This window comes from Arsukibacterium sp. (assembly GCF_036735525.1).
In the GTDB taxonomy this organism is placed as follows: Bacteria; Pseudomonadota; Gammaproteobacteria; order Enterobacterales; family Alteromonadaceae; genus Alishewanella.
Genome location: NZ_DAINOE010000150.1, coordinates 1 through 2,848 on the forward strand (window position 1 = coordinate 1; position 2,848 = coordinate 2,848).

Sequence of the window (2,848 nt, forward strand, 5' to 3'; positions counted from 1 at the left end):
CGATTATTGGTCACATAAAAATCGTAACGGACACCAGCACGCACCCCATCGAAATTACCATAAGTATCGGTTTGATACGTTTCAATATAATAACCGTTTTCACTTTTGGCATTTAACAAGTAGGTATTATCCGACCAGGCAATATCATTCATCACTTCACAACCGGATAAGACCATCATCGCTACAACAAAATAAATTACGCGACTCATAATAATCCTCAAACTGAACATAGTTGTTGATAAATAAGATTACTTTAACGTTGGTAATTGTCTATATGGCGCAAATAATATTTTTATCACCGTTAGGATAAAAGTCACTGCTTGGTCGTTTTCTCCAGATCCAGCGCCAATCGAAAGCCGCCATTATCGAACCTTACTGCACTTGCCAGGAAAAAGCGTCTTGATACTCTAAGGCTACCAGCCCCACCACTCCAGGAGCCACCACGCAGCATGCGCAAGGCACAATCAGTATTCTGGGTATCACTATTGTTGTTAACGGCTTCGATAGCGCTGTCATTCCAGCAACTTTGCGTCCATTCCCACACGTTGCCATGCATATCATATAGACCGAAGGCATTAGCGGAGTATGATTTTACCGGCACAGTTTGCTTATCATTGCCACAACGCCCCTCAAAATGTGCAAAACGGGCTTGTGCGCAACGAATACTATTGCCCCAACTGTACTTAGTAGCACTGCCGGCACGAGCAGCATATTCCCATTCTGCTTCGCTGGGTAAACGAAAAGCAAGATGGGTCACATTGTTAAGCCAGGGAATAAATTGCCCGGTAATATCATCATAACTGACGTTAATCACCGGGCGATTACCACGTCCCCAGCCACGATCATAGGGTATATAGCTACAAGCGCCGGCATTAACACAAGCATCCCACAAGTCGAAGGTGACTTCCGCTGCCATTAATTTGAAAGCGCTAATACTTTGGTTACTGGTGGGTATTTCTGATTCCATACACTCATTGTCAGCTATGCTACAACCCATAGTGTAACTACCCGCAGGAATACTCACTACATCGCCTACTAATATTAAAATAGTGTCTTTCAGGGACAAAGCGGTTTGATTTACTTCTGCTGTGACTTGCTGTTTGCTGTGTTTTTCACCATAAACAATATACTGACAGCCATACAAGAGGGATAAAGCCATTAAAACCGAATATAAAACGGTTTTTTGTCCAAACCTTACAACACCAATATTGTGCATTACTTATCCAGCACTAACCTGAAACCAAAGCTAAAAAATGGTTCTGTAATGCCGTAGTTAATTCTTGCTGTTAACCGCGCACTTATGGGGCTGCCAAGCCAGGAACCACCGCGCAATGACCGTCTCTGGCAATTACCGTCTTGCCGGGGATCGCTATTCGCTGGGGCCTCCAGGTAATTGCTATTCCAGCAATCTTCAGTCCACTCCCATACATTGCCATGCATATCATATAATCCATATTCATTTGGCGAAAAGCTTTTCACCGGCGCTGTTTGGTTTTCGTCCCACGGACTGCCACAACCAGCACAGTTGGCATTATTACGGCCCAGCTCATTGCCCCAACTGAATTTAGTATTACTGCCGGCTCTTGCGGCATATTCCCATTCAGCTTCGCTGGGCAAGCGAAAATGTTGCCCTGTTGTCTTATTAAGCCATGGAATAAATTGTTGGGTAATGTCGTTATAGCTCACATTAATCACTGGCCTGTCAGCTCTGCCCCAGGCCTGATCGTCAGGCTGGGTAATGCAACCGCCAGCAGAGACACAGGCATCCCACATGGCAAAGGTCACTTCTGTTTCCATTAGATAAAATGCCTTTATAGGCACCAATCGTTCCGGTTTTTCATTTTCACGGCACCAAGTATCACCAGGGCTACACCCCATGACAAAGCGACCGGCTGGAATAAGTAGCAGTTTACCCAGCAAAGGCTCAAGCAAACTGGTATCACTTTTTAACACTGTTTCTGCTTGCTGTCGGGCCTCGATATAGTCGGCCGTTGGCCTTGCCCAGTATTGATGGGAGTCGCGGCGATCTATTGCCCGCTGCCTTGCCTGCTGCTCCGCCGTTAGCTCCTCAGCTGCAATCACCTTTACATCATCAGTTATTGCAGCCTTGTTGTGAGGTTGATATTGGCAAGCCACCATGGTTATCTGCATATACAAGGCAAGAATTACCATGCCAGCCGGACGTGCCTTGTTGAGCCACTGCATTACCATGCTACCCCCAATTGTGTCAGATAGTTCTGTGCGCCTTGATGACCATTTTTTGCAGCTTTAAGGTACCACTTTTGCGATTCAGCGCTTGATTGCGATACACCGTAACCATATCGATACAACACCCCCAGATTATGCTGAGCCACTCTATTATTTTGCTCAGCAGCCTTAAGGTACCAACTAAGGGCCTCAGTGTAAGACTGACTCACTCCATGGCCGTTGTAATACAAGTTACCCAAGCTGGTCTGCGCAAAGGCATTGCCTTGCTCGGCAGCCTTTTTAAACAACATCTTGGCTTCAGTGAATGACTGGGCGATACCACGACCATCACGATACATTAGGCCTAAATTGTGCTGACCACTTGCATTACCTTGCTCGGCGGCTTTGCGATACCAACTTACCGCCTCGATATTGGACTGCTCTACACCACGCCCATCCTCATACATGGTACCAAGGTTAGTTTGCGCACTGGCATTACCTTGCTCGGCCGCTTTGCGATACCACATAACAGCATCAGGATCAGACTTGGTCACGCCACGCCCATTTTCATACATGGTACCAAGGTTATTTTGCCCCTGGGCGTTGCCTTGCTCGGCCGCTTTGCGATACCACATAACAGCATCAGGATCAGACTTGGTCA

General features: G+C 46.6%; 4 protein-coding genes. All 4 read right to left on the reverse strand.

Annotated elements, in window-relative coordinates; translation table 11 throughout:
* Positions 1-209: hypothetical protein (locus V7D78_RS16395; protein ID WP_333609533.1), on the reverse strand; the 209-nt coding region annotated here is incomplete at its 3' end.
* Positions 210-313: 104 nt separating this feature from the next.
* Entirely contained in the window at positions 314-1,159 is an 846-nt protein-coding gene (locus tag V7D78_RS16400; protein WP_333609534.1) for a formylglycine-generating enzyme family protein, read from the reverse strand.
* A gap of 56 nt (positions 1,160-1,215) precedes the next feature.
* Positions 1,216-2,211, reverse strand: a complete 996-nt coding sequence (locus tag V7D78_RS16405; protein WP_333609535.1) for a formylglycine-generating enzyme family protein — start codon at positions 2,209-2,211, stop codon at positions 1,216-1,218.
* On the reverse strand, positions 2,205-2,848 hold a 644-nt coding region (locus tag V7D78_RS16410), incomplete at its 5' end, for a tetratricopeptide repeat protein (protein WP_333609536.1). The genes V7D78_RS16405 and V7D78_RS16410, both read right to left, overlap by 7 nt.